We start from the raw sequence: 16,955 nt of genomic DNA on the forward strand, positions 1-16,955 counted from the left end.
AGCCTCGGCTCGGCGAGCCCCACCGCGCTCGGGCGCTGCCGCCCGGGGGAAACCGCCTCCTCCGCCCCATCGGCCGCGCCGAGCTCCGGCGGCTCGATCCGGCCCCGTGCCTCGAACACCGAAGGATCGACGCCGAGCCCGGCCCCCTGCTCCAACAGGACCCGCTCCAGGCGCTTCAGGTAGGTGGCGACCACGGCAAGGCCGAGGAGGAGCGCGCCGGACGAGGCCGTGGCGGCCCCCGCGATGGTCATCGTCCATCCGCTTTCCAGCCTGACATAGGGAAAGCCCTGGACGACGGAGGCAATGCCGCCGACGATCATGACGACGGCGAGCGCGAACAGCGCGAGGATCATGGAACTCTCTAGATGACGCCTGCACGTAGGAAGTGCGGCGCGCACAGTAAGGCCCGGCCCGGGTTTTGCAAAATCGATCGGCAAGGAAATCCCCGTTCACCGTTCGATACCGGACGCCCGTTGCCCTTGGCGGAGGAGCGACTTAGGTACGAGCGCGTTGGCCGGATGACGGCGCGACCCTCGCATCCCTCGGAGCGAGACCCGCCATCCTGTGCCACCAGACCCGGGAGACCTGCCGATGACCTTCACCCTGCCCGAACTGCCCTACGCCTACGACGCGCTCGGCCCCTACATGTCGAAGGAGACCCTCGAGTTCCACCACGACAAGCACCACAAGGCCTATGTCGATACCGGCAACAAGCTGCTCGAAGGCACGGGTCTCGAAGGCAAGACCGTCGAGGAGATCGTCACGGCGTCCTACGGCACCAACCAGCCGCTGTTCAACAATGCCGGCCAGCACTTCAACCACCTCCACTTCTGGAACTGGATGAAGCCCAATGGCGGCGGCGCGGCCCCGGCGGCCCTGGCCGCGAAGATCGATGAGGATCTCGGCGGCTTCGACAAGTTCAAGGCGGACTTCATCCAGGCTGGCGTCAGCCAGTTCGGCTCGGGCTGGGCGTGGCTCGCGGTCAAGGACGGCAAGCTCGCGATCCTCAAGACCCCCAACGGCGAGAACCCGCTGGTGCATGGCGCCAAGCCGATCCTCGGCGTCGACGTGTGGGAGCACTCCTACTATATCGACTACCGCAACCGCCGCCCCGACTACCTCAAGGCATTCATCGAGAACCTGGTGAACTGGGAATACGTCGAGAAGCTCTACGGCGAAGCCTCGAAGTAAGCTCCGCTCTCACGGTCGCGCCGCGGGTCTTCCGGCCCGCGGCGTTGTCTTACGGAACTGCCCGCATCCATCGAGCCTGACGAGGCAGTCGAAGCGCGGCACTCCTCCCCCTTGTGAGGAGGAGTTGGAGGTGGGGGTGGCTGTGCGACCCGCTGCGGAGCCCGGCGGAACCACCCCCACCCTCGCTCCCTCCCCACAAGGGGGAGGGAAGAACGCGCATCGACGAGGCGTTCCGTTTCCCTCTCTCCGGTCGATTCGCATGATCCGCAGCATCCTCTCCGTCGGCGGCTGGACGCTGGTGTCCCGCGTCACCGGCTTTGCCCGCGACGTGGTGATGGCGGCCGTGCTCGGTGCCGGTCCGGTGGCAGACGCCTTCGTGGTCGCCTTCCGGCTGCCGAACCATTTCCGCGCCATCTTCGGCGAGGGGGCGTTCAACACCGCTTTCGTCCCGGCCTATGCCGGCCTCTCCGAGACCGGCGAGGACGGCGCGGCCAAGCGTTTCGCCACCCGCATCTTCACCCTGATGCTGCTCACGCAGATCGTTCTCCTGGCCGTCGCCCTGCCGGCGATGCCGTGGGTGGTGCGCGCGCTGGCACCGGGTTTCTCGGACGATCCCCTCCGCTTCGATCTGGCCGTTTCGCTGACGCGGATCACCTTCCCCTATCTCCTGTTCATGACCCTGGTGACGCTGCTGTCGGGCATCCTCAATGCCCATCGGCGTTTCGCCGTGGCGGCGGGCGCACCGGTCCTCCTCAACCTCTCGATGCTGGCGGCCCTGGCCCTGGCGGGATTCTTCCCGAACGCCGCCTACGCCGCCGCCTGGGGCGTCTCGGTATCCGGCATCTTGCAGTTCGGCCTCGTCTGGCTCGCCTGCCGGCGCGCGGACATCGCGCCGGGGATGGGCAAGCCGAGCCTGCGCGATCCGGCGATGATGCGGTTCTTCAAGGTCCTCGGACCGGCGGTGATCGGCTCGGCCGGATTTCAGATCGCCTCCTTCGCGGACACGATCATCGCGAGTTTCCTGCCCACCGGCGCGGTCTCGGCCCTCTACTACGCCGACCGGCTGTACCAACTGCCCTTCGGCGTCATCGCCATCGCGGCGGGGACGGTGCTGCTTCCGGAGATGAGCCGGCGGATCGCCAAGGGCGACGTCGCTGGCGCGCATGCGGCGCAGAACCGGGCGGCGGGCTTCTCGCTCGCCCTGTCGGCCCCCTTCACCATCGCCTTCCTCACCCTGCCGGGCCTGATGATGACGGCCCTGTTCCAGCGCGGAGCCTTCCAGGCCGAGGATGCCGCGCGGGCGGCTTCCGTGCTCGCCGCCTACGGCCTCGCGCTCCCCGCCGTGGTGCTGGTGCGCAGCGCGGTGGCGAGCTTCTACGCACGCCAGGACACGATGACGCCGCTCATCGCTTCGCTCGCCTCCATCGCCCTCAACGTCGCGCTCAAGATCGTGCTCACCGGGCCTTACGGCGTGACCGGCCTGGCGCTGGCCACCGCCATCGGCCAGTGGCTCAACCTTGCGCTCCTCGTGGGGCTCGCCTGGCGCCGTGGCTGGACGGCGCCGAGCCGAGGCCTCGGCATCACGATCATCGGCGTGGTCGTCGCCTGCGCCGCCCTCGCCGCCACGGCGATCTACGGCCTCCCGATCGTGGAACGGTCGGTGCCGGCCCTGCCGCATTTCCGCGAGATCGTGGTGCTCGGGCTTCTCGGGCTCGTCGGCGCCCTCGTCTACGCCGCCCTGCTGCTCGGAACCCTGCGGGCCTTCGGCCTGCGCCTGCGCCGGGCCTGATCCTCTCGGGATCAGCGGCCCTGGCAGATCCCGTTCAGGACGCGGTCCAGCGGCTTCTGCCGGTAGGTCCGTTCATTGGGATCGACGATGGGGGCGCCGGCCGCACCCGGCGGAACGGTCTGGCCCGTGGTCGACGTATGAGGCGCCGTGACGGTGGTTTCAGGTCCGCCCCCCGTTCCGGTGACGGCGGCCCGAGCCTCGGGCTGGCCCATGTTTCGGGCTTGCGCGCCTCTTTCGGTATGGAACGCGAAAAACCGGCGATAAATGGCGCAGGTTCCAGAATTAAATTGCTGGCGATACAGGAAGTAGTCTCGTCGGACCGAGCGGCTTTCCGGATCGGGTCGGGCAGTCAAAGGTAATCCGGTCGCGGCAGCCTCGGCGTTACTGTCCGGCTCGCCCCCGCATCGAGGCCGGCTGGCCGGGCAGGCTCAGCCTGAACCCCGTATCGCGCACCGCGTCTCCCTCGACGCGGTAGACGCCGATGGTCCGGTCCACGTAATTGCCGACATAGACATGCGTGCCCGAGGGACTGAAGGCGATGCCCTGTGTCACGCTTCCGGCTTCGGCCTCTCCCGTGCGGCGGACGAGCCCCGACGGATCGATGGTGAGCAGCGCCACCGCCCCGGTCGGGGTGTAGCCGGGGCCGCTCGCCGGAGCGCTCGATCCGCGCACCACGGCCACCGCCGCGTGCCGGCCATCGGGCGAGATCGCCAGGGTCTCGGGCGTATCGCCGATGCCGAGGTGATCGGTCACCACCGGGCGCGGCGCATCGGCCCGGATCACGCTGACGCTGTCGGCGTGCCCGTCGCTGGGCTCGGGGCCGGTATTGGCGGCGAGTGCCAAACGCCCGTCGGGCGTGACCTCGAGGCCATAGATGCCGGGGCCGACGGGAAGGTCGAGGGCGGGATCGTAGGTGGCTTTGGCGCCGTCGAGGGCGAGGACACCCACCTTGGCGGCCTTGTTCTTGGCCACGAACGCGCGGCGCCCGTCCGGGGCGATGGCCAAAGCCGCCGCCTCGTCGCCGACATCCACGGTGGACACGGCGCGCACGCTCGTCCCCGCGATCGACAGGATTGTGACGCTGCGGCCCTCGCGGTTGGCCACGAGGGCGACATCGCCTGTCCGCGCGATGGCGAGGCCCGAGGGCTGGCGCCCGACGCGGATGGTCTCCACCAGATGCGGCGGGTCCGCGAGGAGGTCGATCACGTGGAGCCGGTCGTCCGCCTGCGCGTACCAGGCCTCGCCCTCCTGCCGCATGAGCACCGAACTCGCCACCAGCCCGAGCCGTCCGTCCGGGGTGATCTGCAGGTTGGTGGGCGGCCCGTAGACGGAATTGTCGAGGGGCAGGACATGAGCGAGGCGGGGGCGGGCCTCGTCGCTCACATCGACGATGGCGAGCGCATCGCGGCCGTTGGGGCCGTTCCGGCCGCCCTCGGGCAGGAAGAAGGTCTTTCCGTCGAGCCCGACGAGGAGATAGGCCGGCGCCTCGACGGCGCAGGCGGGCGCGAGGCCGAGGAGCCCCGCCATCAAGATTCCCACGAGGCGCATCGTTCTCACTCCCAGTCGTCGCGGACGAGAGCCGCCGTGCCATCGCACCTGCCGATCCCGATGCGACGAAGGCATAATGATCCAGGACCGGAAAGGTTTACGGCGGATCAGGCGCCCGCTGTCATGCGGCCCGGACCGTGGAGAGGAACTGCGACATCGCGGCGTCGAGTTGGTTGAACTGCAGCGACAATTCCGAGGCCGAGGCGAGAACCTGGGCCGAGGCGGCCCCCGTCTCCTCGGCGGCCGAGGCCACGGCACTGACGTTGTGGTTGACCTCCCTGGTCCCCGCCGAGGCTTCGGTGACGTTGCGGACGATCTCCTGAGTCGCCGCGCCCTGCTCCTCCACGGCCGCGGCGATGGAAGCGGACACGTCGTCGATCTCACGGATGCGCTGGGTGATGCCGGCAATCGCCGAGACCGCCATGCCGGTGGAAGCCTGGACGCGCGCGATCTGGCCGGTGATCTCCTCGGTCGCCTTGGCGGTCTGGCTCGCCAGTGCCTTCACTTCGGAGGCGACCACGGCAAAGCCCCTCCCCGCCTCGCCCGCTCGCGCAGCCTCGATGGTGGCATTCAGCGCCAGCAGGTTGGTCTGGCCCGCGATCGTCGAGATCAGGGACACCACATCGCCGATGCGGGCGGTGGACTCGCTGAGATCGCGAACCAGCGCGGCGGTCTCGGCCGCCTCGATGACGGCACGCTGGGAGAGGCTGGCGGAGCCTTGCATCTGGCGGCCGATCTCCTGGACCGACGAGCCGAGTTCCTCGGCGGCAGAGGCCACCGTGGTGACGTTGGCGGCGGCGGTGTCCGCAGCGGCCGCGGCATTGCCGGAGCGTCGGGCGGTCATCGTGGCGGTGGCGCTCATGCTGCCCGCCGTGGCCTGCAACTCCGTGGCGGCGGCGCTGACCTGCGTGGCGATGCCGCCGACCGCGGCCTCGAACCGATCGGCCATGTCGAGCATGACCGCCCTGCGCTGGGCCTCGGAGCCGGCGCGCGCAGCTTCGGTTTCCGCCTCCAGGGCACGTGTGCGAATGATGTTGTCCTTGAACACCATGACGGATTTCGCCATCGCGCCCACTTCGTCCATGCGATCGACGCCGGGGACGTCGATATCCGTGTCTCCCCGAGCGAGAAGCTCCATGGCCGAGGTCATCCGGCGCAAGGGACGGCTCACGGTGAGTGCCAGCATGATGGCGGCGCCTGAAGCCATGAGCGCCGCGATGGCGACGAGGACCATGGTCGCGATCACGGCACCGTCATAGGTCGCCTGCGCTTGGGCGCCGCTTTCGCGCGCCACGCGTGCTTCGTAGGTGACGAGCTTCTGAAGCTCGGTCAGCACCGCACTGATCCCCGTCGACATGGTCGTGTTGTAAGTGCGCTGGGCCTGGGCGAGATTGCCGGCCTGCGCCTCCATGACGATGCCGTCCTGCAACGCCAGATAGGCGACCCATTGGGTCTCGAACGCCTTGTACAGTGCCTTCTCCTCGGCCGTGTCCAGGCGAGGCGTGTAGGCGGCCTGGACGTCGCGCATCTCATCGGCACGCAATTTGATCGTGGCGGCGGCGCTGGCGCGCAACTCCGGCGTATCCGCGTTGATCAGGCGCCCGCCACTCACCCGCTGCCGCAGGGCGAGAACCTGGATCCTGCCGAGCATCTCGGTGTTCGGCAGGTGATCGTCCCGCATTTCCCGCGCAATGTCATTGACCGCCCGAAGGAAATACAGCGATGCCCCTGCAAGTGCAGCCGACAACAAGAACATGATTCCGAAGCTGACGACGAGCTTTGCTCGAACAGAGAAAGGCTTAGGAAACATGGAAGCGGCGACCTCGAAATCCGAATTTCGGATGGAACACCGATCGTCTTAAGATCCCGTAACGTCGCAGACCGTCACTTGCCACGCCCTGAGCGGCAAACACAAAGTCGTGTCGCGCCCATCCCTAGACTGAACACAACCGAGGCTGAATGGCGCGAACACTGATAAGAGCGAGCATCGGCCGCCGCCATGATCGGGCGCGAGGTCCGGTCTCACCTCGGCTTGGATTCAATCCGGCGCGCGGCCGAGCGCCCCTCGGATCAGCCGCTTGGCATCCTCGCTGCCCCAATCGGCCGGTCCCTTCATCACGCCGAGGATACAGCCCTTGGCGTCCACCAGCATCGTCGTGGGCAGGCCGAGCGAACCTGTCGCCTTCTGCATGGCCGGCAGCACCCGCCCGCCGGGATCGGCATAGTAGGCGAGGTTCGTGATCCCATTCTCCTTCAGCCATTGCGGCGGCTTCTCGAGATTGCGCGTGTCCACATTGATCGCCGCGACGGTGAAGTCCGTCCCCCCCAGCGTCTGCTCGAGCCGGTCGAGGGCCGGCATCTCGGCCTTGCAGGGCGCGCACCAGGTCGCCCACAGGTTCACCAGCGCGAGCCGCCCCTGTAGCTGGGCGAGGCTCCGGTCGGCACCGTCCGGCCCCTTGAACACGAGGTCCGGCGCGGGGCGGGGAACCTTGGAGACTTCCATGGCCGCCACCTCGCCACGGGCGTGGGGCGCGAGGCGCGCGATCGTCTCGACGGCGCCGTGGCACGGCTCGGCCACAGCCTCGCTGTTGCCGCCGGTCGGACGCGTCCCGTATACGGCGAGACCGCCCGCGATCAGGACGGCGACGACGGCTCCCGCAGCCAGGGTCGCCTTGGCTCCGGGCATCATCGTTGCGTCGCCCGACGGGTGGATGGGGCGGCCGAGAGGAACAGTGTCGACATGAGCAACCGGATGTGGGGCGGGCGCTTCGCGAGCGGCCCCGCCGAGATCATGGAGGAGATCAACGCCTCCATCGGATTCGACAAGCGCCTCGCACCCCAGGATATCCGCGGCTCGCTGGCGCATGTGGCGATGCTGGGCAAGGCGGGCATCCTGCCATCGGCCGATGTGGCAGCGATCGAGGACGGTCTCAAGGCCGTGCGCGCGGAAATCGAGGGCGGCGGCTTCGTGTTCAAGCGTGAGCTCGAGGACATCCACATGTCCGTCGAGAGCCGTCTCACCGAGATCGTCGGCCCCACCGCCGGGCGGCTGCACACCGCGCGTTCGCGCAACGACCAGGTCGCCACCGACATGAAGCTCTGGGTGCGCGACACCCTGGACAGCCTCGACGAGCAGGCCGCCGGCCTGCAACGGGCCCTGGCCGAGAAGGCCCTTGCCCATGCGTCGACCGTGATGCCGGGCTTCACCCATCTGCAATCGGCCCAGCCCGTGACGTTCGGGCACCATTGCCTCGCCTATGTGGAGATGCTGGCCCGCGACCGTGGCCGGTTCCGCGATGCCCGCGCGCGGCTCAACGAATGTCCGCTCGGGGCCGCGGCGCTGGCCGGCACGTCCTTCCCCATCGACCGTCACGCCACGGCGCAAGCGCTCGGCTTCGACCGTCCCACCGCCAACTCCCTCGATTCCGTGGCCGACCGCGACTTCGCCCTGGAATCGCTCTCCGCCGCCTCGATCTGCGCCGTGCACCTGTCGCGCTTCGCCGAGGAACTGGTGGTCTGGACCTCGGCCCAGTTCAACTTCGTGAAACTGTCGGACGGCTACACCACCGGCTCGTCGATCATGCCGCAGAAGCGCAACCCGGATGCGGCCGAGCTCGTTCGCGCCAAGTCCGGCCGCGTCATCGGCGCGCTGACCGGCCTGCTCATTGTGATGAAGGGCCTGCCGCTGGCCTATTCGAAGGACATGCAGGAGGACAAGGAGGGCACGTTCGACGCGCTCCAGGCGCTCTCCCTGTGTCTGGCCGCCATGACCGGCATGGTCCGCGATCTGGAGCCCAATGCCGAGGTGCTCGCCCGCGCCGCCGGCTCCGGCTACGCCACCGCCACGGACCTCGCCGACTGGCTCGTGCGCGAGCTCGGCCTGCCGTTCCGCGAGGCGCACCACGTCACGGGCCGCCTCGTCGGCGCCGCCTCCGCCAAGGGGATCGGGCTGGAGGAACTGTCCCTCTCCGAGATGCAGGAGGCGGAGCCCAGGATCACCGATGCGGTCTATGCGGTGCTGGGCGTGGAGAATTCCGTCACCAGCCGCACCAGCTATGGCGGCACCGCGCCGGACAACGTGAGGGCGCAGGCCATACGCTGGCTGGCGCTCCTCGACGCGCCAGCCGCGACAGCGTGATTCACAGGGCGACAAAAAAGCTCGGCCGGAGCGGATGCGTTCACGGTCGAGCTATGTGATCCTGCCTAAAGCTCGGACCAAGCACGCCGGAGATGTCGATGCCCGTCGAGAGTTGGATGAATCCCGAAGACACCGCCGCCCTCGCGGCGGAAGCCACCACGCTGATCGATGCCGTTCTGGCCCGCCTGCCCGAGGCGGACAGCTCTGCCTTCTGGGCATCGATCCGCAAATGCTACAACACGCCCTACAACGACCCGAAGCCCCGCGTCCTGCCCGTCCGCGACGTGATGGAAGCGACGGCCACCGCACCGCATCTGGCGGCCTCCATCGCCGATCTGTCGACGGTCGGCGTGGCGGTCGCCGAGCCGCCTCGGGTGGAGATGGCGATGGGTGCCATCCTCGCGGGATCGACCTTCGGACCGGAGGCACACCCGGCCTGAATCCTCCGGGACTGCGGGGCTCTTGCGCGAACCCGATGCTCGATCCGGTCCGACGGGATGCCGTCCCGCCGCAATTCCGGACAATTTGGCAGCATGTGTCGACACCACGACGAACGCCGCCGATGACGCAGGTCCGCCGCGCGCGCTGCCGGCGGCCTTTCTTTCGTATTCGAGAACCTGAACACGATGCCGCATCCTCTCCGCCGCCTCCTCGTCGTCAGCGCCACGGCGGCTGTCCTGCCGATCCTCGGCCCAGCCCATCTCACCGGTCCGTCGCCGGCCATGGCGCAGCAGGAGGCCGCCGCCGAGACCGAGGCCCCGGCGAAATCCCGGGGACGCGGGCGGGAGAGGAAGAAGGCGGTCAGCGCGCCGGGCATGCAGCAGGCGACGCCGGTGGCCATCTTCGGCGACTGGAACGTCTTCGCCAACGGCCAGGGCAAGTCGCGCACCTGCTACGCCATCGCCCAGCCCCAGGCCCGCTCGCCGAAGACCCTCAAGCGCGACACCGCCTACCTGTTCGTGACCATCCGCAAGGGTGACAACGTCCAGAACGAGGTCGCGGTGATGTTCGGCTTCCCGCCCAAGCCCGCCGCCAGCCAGGCAAAGGCCAACGCCACCGCAGCCTCCGATCCGACCCTGAGCCTCGGCACCTCGCAGTACGGCTTGGTGGTGAAGGACGAGAACGCCTGGCTGCAGAACCCGTCCGAGGAAGCCCGCCTCGTCGGCGAGATGGCCAAACTGGCCAAGGTCCAGGTCAAGACGGTGTCCATGCGCGGCACCTCCACCAGCGACGAATACGCGCTGGCGGGATTCGGTGACGCGATGAAGCGCGCCCGCGAGGAGTGCAAGTAAAGGGACCCTTCCGCGATACGCCGAGCCGCCGTCCCAGGAGGCCGGCGCGGCGGCGTCAGGCGCCACCCAGCGCCGCCCGCGTAAGCGCGTCGGCCCCGATATCCTCGGTGCCGTTCATGCCCAAAGTCTCGATCAACCGGCCACGGGCGCGGCTCACGCGGCTCTTCATCGTGCCCACGGCGACGCCGCAGATCTCGGCGGCCTCCTCGTAGGTGAAGCTCTGCGCGCCCACGAGGACGAGGGCCTCGCGCTGGCTCAGGGGCAGCAGGTCGAGGGCGGCCTGGAACTCCCGCATCTCCACCCGGATCTCCTGCTCGGGCAGGCTGGTCAGTCGGCCGGCATGGGCACCGTCGGCATCCTCGACCTCGCGCTTGCGCTTGCGCTGCTCGGAATAGAACAGGTTGCGCAGGATGGTGAACAGCCACGCCGTCAGGTTCGTGCCGCGAGCGAAGCTGTCCGCCTTGGTCCAGGCGCGCACCAGCGTGTCCTGAACCAGGTCGTCGCTGCGGTCGAGATCGTAGGTCAGCGAATAGGCGAAGGCCCTGAGGGCCGGGATCGCGCCGAGCAGGAGATCGCGCATCTCGGAATCGGCGCCGGCGGGCGTTCCGACGGGATGAAGGAGGCTGGTCATCATGAGGTCTCCCGCGAAGCAGGCTTGGCCGAGAGTTCGGTGAGGAGAGCCTCGAACCGGTCGGGCAGCGGCAGATTCAGGACGTCGCCGTAGAGAAGGCGGAGATTTCGTCCGATCCGGCGCCGGGATTCCGTATCCATGCCGGCTCGCGCTCCGGCCGCGGCGGGACAGGCCAAGGGCCCCGCTTCGGGAGACGACGCTTCGCCGCCGCAGGCGTGGTCACGGGACCCCCGTTTCCCCACGTCCAGCACCTCGAAAGGGCCGTGGATATCGCTGGCGTCGATCGTCATGGTTCTCCACCGTTATGTCGGTGTCGGTCCTAGTGACGAGCGCTTTAACGCGTTCTGAAAAATGTATTCAGAAACCTTTAAGCTTGCACAAGCAACGTCTCCCCTCGGAATCACATCGTCAATAGAAGTTTCTTTGAAATGTCATGCACCGACAAGCTGAGCCGTTGAGTGACATTATATTTGCGAAGCTGGACAGGGGCTGAACGAAGACGGTGACTCCTGCGTGTACCGTGAGGAGAAAAGCTGGGTCGATCGTGTTGTCTCGAAGCGTGAGCGCAAAAACCCGCGACGTCTGCGGACGCATGCTCCAGCCGCTTGCCATGCCAAACACTCGCTCACGCAGCAGGAACCGGAGAGGCCGCGTCGCGCGGCGTAACGCGCCGCCGCCGGGGAATTTCACCCGATCCCCGGTGGTATGGCTCGCCGAGGCCGTCCGTCTGCCCCATAAGGCGAGCGGAAGACCCGAGCCACGAGGACGAACCTTGACCGTCACCCAGCTGACCCACCACGACCTCGACGGCTACGGAGCCTCGACCATCGTCGGTGCCTTCCTCGACGTGTCGCGGATCGTCCATATCCCGCGCTATGCCGATGTCGGCCCGGTGGTCGATGCGGAACTGAAGCGGCTCTCCCGCGCCCAGGCGCCCGAATGCCTGATCATGACGGATCTCGGCCTGGAGGCCGTCGCCGTCACCTTCATCACCCGGTTCACTTCCATGAACCTGCGTCGCGACGAGGCCGCGCGGCACCGGCTGATCGTGCTCGACCACCATGCCTCCTCCCTCGACCAGCTGCGCGAGCAGGGCCTCACCCTTGCGCCCGTGCCGGAAAGACCCGGCCTGACGCGGGTCGAACTCCCCGACCCGAACGTGGTCGTCCTCATCGACGAGGACCGCTGCGCCACCCGCCTCGCCTACGAGCATCGGGAACTCTACGCCTCGCGCGACGTCGAGGGCGAGACGACCGAGGAACTCGAGACGCTTGTCGCCGCCGTCGATGCCCTCGACCTGTGGAAGAAGGAGCGCCCGACCTTCCGGGGCGGCCTCGCCCTGGACGAGATCTTCTGGGACAACGTCGCGACGCTGATCCCGGTGGGCCATCCCTGGCATGACCGCTTCATCAGCGCGCTGCTGCGGGCGGTCTCCGCCCTGTTGCGCGAAGGGGCATCGCCGGCCCGCGTCGAGGCCGAGATCGCCGCGACCCGGCGTCGCCTCGTGGATGCGCTCCTGGCCGACGAGCCCCAGGACGACCCGACCCTCACCACCCGCATGCGGATGGCCCGGGCGCTGGCCCGGTCGGATGCCCTGTTCCAGCGGCTCTCGGATGGGACGCTGCTCTCCTTCGGCCTCGATTCCGGCATGTTCCAGCGCGTGTCCGACCTCGTGATGGAGGGCGGCAGGGCGACCCGCGTGGTCAATGTCCAGCGCACGGGTTCGCTGTCGTTCCGCTCGAACAACGAAACGGCGCTGGACGGCGCGCGCAAGTTCCGTGGCGGCGGCCACAAGGATGCGGCCGGCGGCAAGCTGAATGCCGGATCGGCCTTCTCCCTGGCCGATGCCGTCTCCCAGGTGGAGCCGGTGCTCAACCCGCCCCAGCCCGATCCGGCCTCCAGCCCCTTCGCGGCGCTCAAGGCCTGGAAGGGCTGAGCCCGCGCCTCTTCAGCCGACCTTGCCCGTGGTGAGGACGCCGCGGGCCGCCGCCAGCACCTCCTCGCTGAGCGCGTCGTCGTCGATGGCGCGGGCCAGGGCGACGGCTCCGATCATGAGCGACAGGCTCGCCAGGGCCCGCTGCCGCCGCCGCTTCGCCAGGGCCGCGGGAAGGAGGCCCGTCATGCGCTCGATCAGGTCGCGGGCACCGTGGAGGAACCGCGCCCGCAACGGAGAACCGGGCGCCTCGCGCGACACGTCGTTGACCATGGCCGCAAGCGGACAGCCGACGCCCGGATTTCGAACGTGACCGAGGGTCAGGTAACTCGCCATCCATCCGTCGAGATCGTCGGGGCGCCAGTTCTGATTGGCGGCCAGGTCGAACGCCTCGACCGCCAGCGCCTCCTTGCTGGCGAATTGGCCGTAGAAGCCGCCATGCGTCAGGCCCGCCGAGGCCATGATGTCGGCGACGCCGACGCCGTGCAGCCCACGCTCGCGGAACAGGGCGGCGGCGACCTCGACGACCCGTTGCCGGTTCAGCTTGGCCTGCGCCTGTGACACCTTCGGCATCGTCAGATCCTCCTGCTTGACCCTCCGACATATAGATGTTCGGCCTCATGCAAAAGGGACATCACGATGCAGCCCCGGGGCGGAGGATGAAAGTCGCACCTCATCCGCCGTCCCACGGGCTCACTGCACGCGCGGCAGGATCTCCTTCGCAAAGCGCCGCATCTCGGCCTCGAACGGCTGGAACTGCAGCATGAACAGGTCGATGCCGGCTTCATGAAAGGCGCGGATGCGCGCGGCGACGGTCTCGTAGCTGCCCACGAGCCCGGCCGCCGTGCCGCCATTGGTGCCGACATGCTGGGTCGCTGCCGCGTCGGTCTTGGCGAACATCACGCTCGCCGCATCGGTCCGGGCTCTCGTGGCATTCCGTAACCCCTCGTCGCGCCGGGCCAGGGCGAGGAGCCGGGCATGCTCGGCCTGGGCCTCGGCATCCGTCTCCCGGGCGATCACGAAGGCGGAGAGGCCGTAGCGCAGGGGCGCGTTGGCGGCGGGCCGGCGCGCCACATCCGCGATCAGCGCTTTGACGTCGTCGAGAGGCTGTCCGTTGATGAACCAGACATCCGCCCGCTCCGCCGCCAGGGCGCGGGCCGGCTCGGATTCGCCGCCGAGATAGATCGTCGGCCGGGGCCGGAAGGTGCCGGCCGGGCGCAACTGGTAATCCTCGACCTGAAAATGCCGGCCCGCATGGGTCACGCGCTCACCCCGCATCAGGCGGTCCACGAGGCCGATCCATTCCTGGCCATAGGCGTAGCGGTCGTCATGGGGCGGGAAGGGCAGGCCCGCCCGCTCGAACTCGGCCTTGTTCCAGGCATTCACGAGGTTGAGGGCGAAGCGACCCTCGCTCACATGCTCGATCTGCAGGGCCATCTTGGCGAGCACGACCGGATGGTAGAGCCCGGGCTTGATCGCCGCGATGATCTCGATGCGACGGGTCAGGGCGGCGAGCGCAGCGGAGGCCGTCCAGGCTTCCAGCTGGTCGCGCTCGTCGTCGTAAGGGTTCGCCGTGTGCTGGGCCACCAGGACCGAGTCGAAGCCCAGTGCCTCGGCTTCCAGCACCAGAGCCCGGTTGCGCGTCCAGCTGGCATCGTCCGGCTCGTCCGGATCGTGGTGGGACGCGCGCGAGCCGTGGACGGCCGCCCAGATCCCGAAACGGGGTGCGTCACTCATGGGCCTCGCCTCACCCGCTCGACGGGCGGAATCGTACAACGCCGGTCGCTCCGACGGACGAAGGCGTGGACCCGCGGCGGCCAATCGGCGTCCAACCTGACGCGCGGCGTGTCGTCGGTCATCATCGTCTCCAGAACGGAAAAAGCGGTCCGGCGCGAAACGAGACCCAGCTCAAGCCACGACGAAAGCTTGGTCTCGACTGCGGATCGTCAACCCGTCCGTTGAGGAAACACGTTGACGTGCCATGTCTTAGCGAGACGAGTTACACGTTCGCAAGAAAATGGTTTTTTGAATTTCAGTGCTTTCGCGGACGAATGTTTTCCAGGTTCTTGCCGACAAGCCGGCGACGCTTGCCGTCGTCGAGAGGTGTAGAACGGTCGCCCAGCCTCAGGTCGACCGGTCGGATGCCGCTCGGCTGCCGCAGCCTCGATAAATAATCACTATCGATTGATCGTCATTTTAATATGGGCCCACAGCCCCTATGCTATCCAAAATAAATATTGAATTCATACGAATAATATAAATAACCAACTCGTAGATCCATCAAGATTTACAGGAGTTCAGATCCTAGGCTTAAACCAAGGACATGACCCCAAACACCACTGCCCCGATCAGAACGACTTCCATCGCAACGCGACAGACCAAGATGGCTTGGATGGCCAAGTGATCGGCAAAATGACGACTCGGCTCGGGCAAATGCCCCTTGTCGAAATGCTGCATTGCCAATATTGCTCCGACGCAAAATTACCGACTAAATTTCAACAATCCATAAACCATTCCGTAACCTTTTAAAGACCCGGCGCCGATGCACGCCAAAGTTGAATGTATTGATAATAAATCGTATTGGTGTATGGCGACACCTCATGACGAGGCTATTTCACTGCTCGTATCGTCGGACCACCACGAATATGACCAGACCAACACTGAATGCAGGCGGTCACTCATTTATAAAACGATAGATAGAATGGCTAATCGACCCTCTGTTTATCACCATACCCACGACCCGCACAGCAAGCGGCCGGTCAAAGTACATCATCAGGTCGGGACGATTTGGCAGCGATGCATGCGCGCACCCCACGAGCGAAGAACGATCGGTTCAGGCTCGCCGATACGATGCGGCAAGAGGCTGCCGGTCCGGCATCGACTGCGGATAGGGCTATCGGGGCGAGATCTATCCGTGTGAATATCGTTACGGCGGCGGACGATAGGCTCGCAGGGGTAGGTCGGGAGACAGGCGGTCTTCCGTTTCCACGCTTCTGGGCGCGGGTTTGGGTGCGGCGACGGGAACCGTGGGCGCGAGGGCGGGCGCGGTATCAGTAATGTACCGCGGTGCCCCGGCGGCGGGACCGGCCGGAAGGGGCACGGTGGCGGTGCCGACGGCAGGCTGTGGAACGGTCGGGACGCTGCGCTCCACGGCGGGCGACAGGGGCACCCGCCGGTTGTCCTCGGCCTTCTGAGCCCGCGCGTTCGGCCGCTCCATGGCTCCAGGAGGCTGCGGATCCGCCTTTGAGGGTTTCTCGACCGCTTTCGCGGCCTGGGCGGAGGGACGCTCGCGTCGTGTCTTTGGTGCTGGACGGGTCGACACGCGCGCTCCGCCGCCATCGCGTCCGGCGCCGATGGAGAGGTGCATGCGTTCGACGCCGGAGACGAGATCCGCCAGGGTCGCGGTGGCCGTCCGGCACAGGCTGACCCGGAGGGACGCCGCGCGCTCGGTGCTGCCACCGAAGAGGCTGTCGGGAGCCGATCGCCCGCCCGATCGCGGGGCGAGGTCGATCCATTGCCACGCGTAGAGGCAATTGCTGCCCACCGCGAGGCCTACGGGGCCGTAGGCGTTCCGCTTGGGCACGGTGGAGACGCGCATCACTTCACCGGGAAACCGCGCCAGAAGCTCCGCGGCGATCCCGAGGCGGGTCGGCTTTCCCATGGACAGGGCCGGGCCGAAGCGCGAGCCGGTATCGGTGCCGTTGCGAACGCTGATCTCGGCGTAGTTGCGCGCCCCCCCGGCATAGGTGACGCGCTGGGCGTAGCCATCGCGAAACGCGGTCTGCGCCACATCCGCGATGCGGCCCGCGCCGGGGATCTCGACCACGGATTCCGCCAGCGCCGCCCGTGTCGTGAGCACTAACGGCAGGAGGATCAGGGCGGCGAAAACGCCGGATCGCGGGGCGGCTGCGGACCGATTGGAGCGGATCATGGACGTTGCATCGAGCTCGGCGCGGTGTCGGGGTTATCGTAGCCGCGGTTGGCGGCCGGAGAGTTGGGCAAGGTGAAGCGGTCCGTCTCCGACGCCGCCCGTTCCTGCGGGGCACGGGTTCGCGCGGCCTGCTGGGCTCGCCACATCGTGCCCTCGCCCGGCTCCGACAGGGTGGAGGACCGCTCCGAGCCATCATAGCCCGGCATCAGGTTGAAACCATAGCTCTCGTAGGGCATCGGCCCCGCTCCGGATACCCGGCGCGCCACCAGCGGCATGGTCTTCGATACGGGCGGCTCGGCGAGGAAGGCCCCGTCCTGCCGATCCGCCACCACCCGCGCCAGGGACGGGGGAGCGTAGCGCAGGGGGTTCTCCGCCGGCACCGCGAGGGGGAACTCGCTGCGCTGGACCGGCAGGGGCTTGGCCTGGCCGTCCCCCGACGAATCCGGTTTGGGCACCCGGCCATAGGCAGCGGTGTTCCGCGCAGGCGCGGCCGGGGCGGAGG

15 protein-coding genes and 2 pseudogenes are annotated in these 16,955 nt (G+C 67.8%); 6 read left to right on the plus strand and 11 right to left on the minus strand.

Annotated elements, in window-relative coordinates:
- A pseudogene (locus FV220_RS25605) lies at nucleotides 1–353 on the minus strand (hypothetical protein); the annotation flags it as partial.
- 238 nt (nucleotides 354–591) lie between these two features.
- Here FV220_RS25605 and FV220_RS18870 point away from each other — a divergent pair.
- Together FV220_RS18870 and murJ are read left to right on the plus strand one after the other, a co-directional pair.
- Complete coding sequence (locus tag FV220_RS18870) at nucleotides 592–1,191, plus strand: superoxide dismutase (protein ID WP_018041792.1); 600 nt, start codon at nucleotides 592–594, stop codon at nucleotides 1,189–1,191.
- A gap of 259 nt (nucleotides 1,192–1,450) precedes the next feature.
- Nucleotides 1,451–2,980, plus strand: coding sequence for a murein biosynthesis integral membrane protein MurJ (gene murJ, locus FV220_RS18875; protein WP_147832862.1), 1,530 nt, complete (start codon nucleotides 1,451–1,453; stop codon nucleotides 2,978–2,980).
- Nucleotides 2,981–2,991: 11 nt separating this feature from the next.
- Here the strand turns inward: murJ and FV220_RS18880 are convergent, their stop codons facing one another.
- The 4 genes from FV220_RS18880 to FV220_RS18895 all read right to left on the minus strand — a co-directional run bounded on the left by FV220_RS18880 (nucleotide 2,992) and on the right by FV220_RS18895 (nucleotide 7,214).
- Nucleotides 2,992–3,192 (minus strand): hypothetical protein, encoded by a 201-nt coding sequence (locus tag FV220_RS18880; protein WP_147832863.1) that lies wholly within the window; start codon nucleotides 3,190–3,192, stop codon nucleotides 2,992–2,994.
- Between the two features lie 169 nt (nucleotides 3,193–3,361).
- Complete coding sequence (locus tag FV220_RS18885) at nucleotides 3,362–4,507, minus strand: YncE family protein (RefSeq protein ID WP_246689491.1); 1,146 nt, start codon at nucleotides 4,505–4,507, stop codon at nucleotides 3,362–3,364.
- Nucleotides 4,508–4,649: 142 nt separating this feature from the next.
- Complete coding sequence (locus FV220_RS18890; protein ID WP_147832865.1) at nucleotides 4,650–6,338, minus strand: methyl-accepting chemotaxis protein; 1,689 nt, start codon at nucleotides 6,336–6,338, stop codon at nucleotides 4,650–4,652.
- 228 nt (nucleotides 6,339–6,566) lie between these two features.
- Nucleotides 6,567–7,214: a TlpA disulfide reductase family protein gene (locus FV220_RS18895; RefSeq protein WP_147832870.1), complete on the minus strand. Its 648-nt coding sequence runs from the start codon at nucleotides 7,212–7,214 to the stop codon at nucleotides 6,567–6,569.
- 54 nt (nucleotides 7,215–7,268) lie between these two features.
- On the opposite strand from FV220_RS18895, the gene argH reads away from it, so the two are divergent.
- From argH to FV220_RS18910, 3 genes are all read left to right on the plus strand, one after another.
- A complete protein-coding gene (gene argH, locus FV220_RS18900; RefSeq protein WP_147832866.1) occupies nucleotides 7,269–8,666 on the plus strand; it encodes an argininosuccinate lyase in 1,398 nt (465 codons plus the stop codon).
- A 116-nt stretch (nucleotides 8,667–8,782) separates the two neighbouring features.
- On the plus strand, nucleotides 8,783–9,106 hold the full coding sequence (locus FV220_RS18905) for a hypothetical protein (RefSeq protein WP_018041786.1): 324 nt from the start codon (nucleotides 8,783–8,785) through the stop codon (nucleotides 9,104–9,106).
- A gap of 186 nt (nucleotides 9,107–9,292) precedes the next feature.
- A complete protein-coding gene (locus tag FV220_RS18910; protein ID WP_147832867.1) occupies nucleotides 9,293–9,958 on the plus strand; it encodes an invasion associated locus b family protein in 666 nt (221 codons plus the stop codon).
- A gap of 55 nt (nucleotides 9,959–10,013) precedes the next feature.
- On the opposite strand, the gene FV220_RS18915 is transcribed toward FV220_RS18910, so the two are convergent.
- Together FV220_RS18915 and FV220_RS25610 are read right to left on the minus strand one after the other, a co-directional pair.
- Nucleotides 10,014–10,589, minus strand: a complete 576-nt coding sequence (locus FV220_RS18915) for a sigma-70 family RNA polymerase sigma factor (protein ID WP_056147808.1) — start codon at nucleotides 10,587–10,589, stop codon at nucleotides 10,014–10,016.
- On the minus strand, nucleotides 10,589–10,729 hold the full coding sequence (locus tag FV220_RS25610) for a NepR family anti-sigma factor (RefSeq protein WP_162238971.1): 141 nt from the start codon (nucleotides 10,727–10,729) through the stop codon (nucleotides 10,589–10,591). Before FV220_RS25610 ends, FV220_RS18915 begins: the two co-directional genes overlap by 1 nt.
- Nucleotides 10,730–11,361: 632 nt before the next feature.
- On the opposite strand from FV220_RS25610, the gene FV220_RS18920 reads away from it, so the two are divergent.
- The gene (locus tag FV220_RS18920; protein ID WP_056147813.1) at nucleotides 11,362–12,525 is read left to right on the plus strand and encodes a dimethylmenaquinone methyltransferase; all 1,164 of its coding nucleotides are present in this window, start codon (nucleotides 11,362–11,364) and stop codon (nucleotides 12,523–12,525) included.
- Between the two features lie 12 nt (nucleotides 12,526–12,537).
- Here FV220_RS18920 and FV220_RS18925 read toward each other — a convergent pair whose 3' ends face one another.
- The 4 genes and pseudogenes from FV220_RS18925 to FV220_RS18940 form a co-directional block, all read right to left on the minus strand.
- A complete protein-coding gene (locus FV220_RS18925; protein WP_056147816.1) occupies nucleotides 12,538–13,095 on the minus strand; it encodes a TetR/AcrR family transcriptional regulator in 558 nt (185 codons plus the stop codon).
- Nucleotides 13,096–13,215: 120 nt separating this feature from the next.
- Nucleotides 13,216–14,259 (minus strand): LLM class flavin-dependent oxidoreductase, encoded by a 1,044-nt coding sequence (locus tag FV220_RS18930; protein WP_147832868.1) that lies wholly within the window; start codon nucleotides 14,257–14,259, stop codon nucleotides 13,216–13,218.
- Between the two features lie 1,189 nt (nucleotides 14,260–15,448).
- The gene (gene bcsN, locus FV220_RS18935; RefSeq protein WP_147832869.1) at nucleotides 15,449–16,453 is read right to left on the minus strand and encodes a cellulose biosynthesis protein BcsN; all 1,005 of its coding nucleotides are present in this window, start codon (nucleotides 16,451–16,453) and stop codon (nucleotides 15,449–15,451) included.
- A pseudogene (locus tag FV220_RS18940) lies at nucleotides 16,450–16,955 on the minus strand (hypothetical protein); the annotation flags it as partial. The gene bcsN and the pseudogene FV220_RS18940, both read right to left, overlap by 4 nt.

The sequence above is a fragment of the Methylobacterium sp. WL19 genome (genome assembly GCF_008040005.1).
GTDB classification, from domain to species: Bacteria; Pseudomonadota; Alphaproteobacteria; order Rhizobiales; family Beijerinckiaceae; genus Methylobacterium; species Methylobacterium bullatum.

Bases quoted from the DNA above. Each gene is read 5' to 3' on its own strand.
- argH (WP_147832866.1), top strand. From the start codon at position 7,269: ATGAGCAACCGGATGTGGGGCGGGCGCTTCGCGAGCGGCCCCGCCGAG.
- FV220_RS18915 (WP_056147808.1), bottom strand. From the start codon at position 10,589: ATGACCAGCCTCCTTCATCCCGTCGGAACGCCCGCCGGCGCCGATTCC.
- FV220_RS18895 (WP_147832870.1), bottom strand. From the start codon at position 7,214: ATGCCCGGAGCCAAGGCGACCCTGGCTGCGGGAGCCGTCGTCGCCGTC.
- FV220_RS18870 (WP_018041792.1), top strand. From the start codon at position 592: ATGACCTTCACCCTGCCCGAACTGCCCTACGCCTACGACGCGCTCGGC.
- murJ (WP_147832862.1), top strand. From the start codon at position 1,451: ATGATCCGCAGCATCCTCTCCGTCGGCGGCTGGACGCTGGTGTCCCGC.
- FV220_RS18925 (WP_056147816.1), bottom strand. From the start codon at position 13,095: ATGCCGAAGGTGTCACAGGCGCAGGCCAAGCTGAACCGGCAACGGGTC.
- bcsN (WP_147832869.1), bottom strand. From the start codon at position 16,453: ATGATCCGCTCCAATCGGTCCGCAGCCGCCCCGCGATCCGGCGTTTTC.
- FV220_RS18890 (WP_147832865.1), bottom strand. From the start codon at position 6,338: ATGTTTCCTAAGCCTTTCTCTGTTCGAGCAAAGCTCGTCGTCAGCTTC.
- FV220_RS18905 (WP_018041786.1), top strand. From the start codon at position 8,783: ATGAATCCCGAAGACACCGCCGCCCTCGCGGCGGAAGCCACCACGCTG.
- FV220_RS18930 (WP_147832868.1), bottom strand. From the start codon at position 14,259: ATGAGTGACGCACCCCGTTTCGGGATCTGGGCGGCCGTCCACGGCTCG.
- FV220_RS25610 (WP_162238971.1), bottom strand. From the start codon at position 10,729: ATGGATACGGAATCCCGGCGCCGGATCGGACGAAATCTCCGCCTTCTC.
- FV220_RS18885 (WP_246689491.1), bottom strand. From the start codon at position 4,507: ATGGCGGGGCTCCTCGGCCTCGCGCCCGCCTGCGCCGTCGAGGCGCCG.
- FV220_RS18910 (WP_147832867.1), top strand. From the start codon at position 9,293: ATGCCGCATCCTCTCCGCCGCCTCCTCGTCGTCAGCGCCACGGCGGCT.
- FV220_RS18880 (WP_147832863.1), bottom strand. From the start codon at position 3,192: ATGGGCCAGCCCGAGGCTCGGGCCGCCGTCACCGGAACGGGGGGCGGA.